This window comes from Oleiphilus sp. HI0123 (genome assembly GCF_001635315.1).
In genome coordinates, this window is record NZ_LWGE01000405.1 from 1 (window position 1) to 1058 (window position 1058).

Annotated in this window: 1 pseudogene; it reads left to right on the top strand. The window is 46.6% G+C overall.

Features of this window, described 5'->3' with window-relative positions:
• Nucleotides 1-82: 82 nt before the first annotated feature.
• Nucleotides 83-1058, top strand: a pseudogene (locus tag A3761_RS03855) (alkaline phosphatase); the annotation flags it as partial.

Consider the following 1058-nt stretch of genomic DNA (forward strand, 5'->3'; position numbering starts at 1 on the left):
AAAGAGACATAAATTTGTAGCACTCTCGAAACATAATTCCCTCTTCAGTAAAAACACCTATCGTTAAATGGAAAGGAAAATTATGCACTCTATGAATATGTTTAAGAAAACGGCTCTCGCTTTCGCCATTTCAAGCCCCCTCTTGTTAGCAGGTTGCAGCGATGACGATAAAGACTCCTCGTCAGTCAAAAACTTCAATAGAGTGGCGACTTTCCACGTATGTGAGCAGATCAATACTCAATGTAATGACGACACCGAAACCGTTGCAGAAATTGTTGCCGCAAGCACTGACGGACAAACGTTAATCTATACTGACAGCGAGCAAGAACAGCTAGGCTTCGTCGATATTTCTACTATTGAGTCTCCGGCTGCTGCAGGCACATTCGCACTCAATGGCGAGCCAACATCAGTAGCGATCAAAGGAGAGTACGCTCTCGCGGCTGTAAACACTTCAACAGACTACGTCACGGTATCGGGCGAGCTAGCTGTCATTAATATTGCGAGTAAAACTCTAGTTAGAACGATCGCTCTTGGCGGCCAACCAGACTCTATCGCAGTCAGCCCGGACAGCATGTATGCACTTGTGATTCTTGAAAACGAGCGTGATGAAGATCTAGGCGATGGTGCGCCACCGCAGCTTCCAGCTGGCGAGCTGGTTATTCTTAACCTAAGCGGTGAACCTGCTGATTGGACAAGCCAAACTCTAGACATCACCGGAATTGCTGACCTGTACGCAGCAGACCCTGAGCCAGAATATGTCGATATCAACAGTGACAATATCGCTGTTGTCACACTTCAGGAAAACAACCACATTTTATTAGTTGACCTGGAAACAGCCACGGTTAGCGCAGACTTCTCAGCGGGTACCGTTGATCTTGAAAACATCGACAACACAGAAGAAGATGCCGCCATTATTTCATTAAGCGAGAGCTTAAACGATATTCCTCGTGAGCCTGATGGCGTATCTTGGATTGACACTGAATATTTCGCCACTGCCGATGAAGGTGATTTAGACGGTGGCAGCCGTGGCTTCACAATCTTCAACAAGCAAGGTGAAG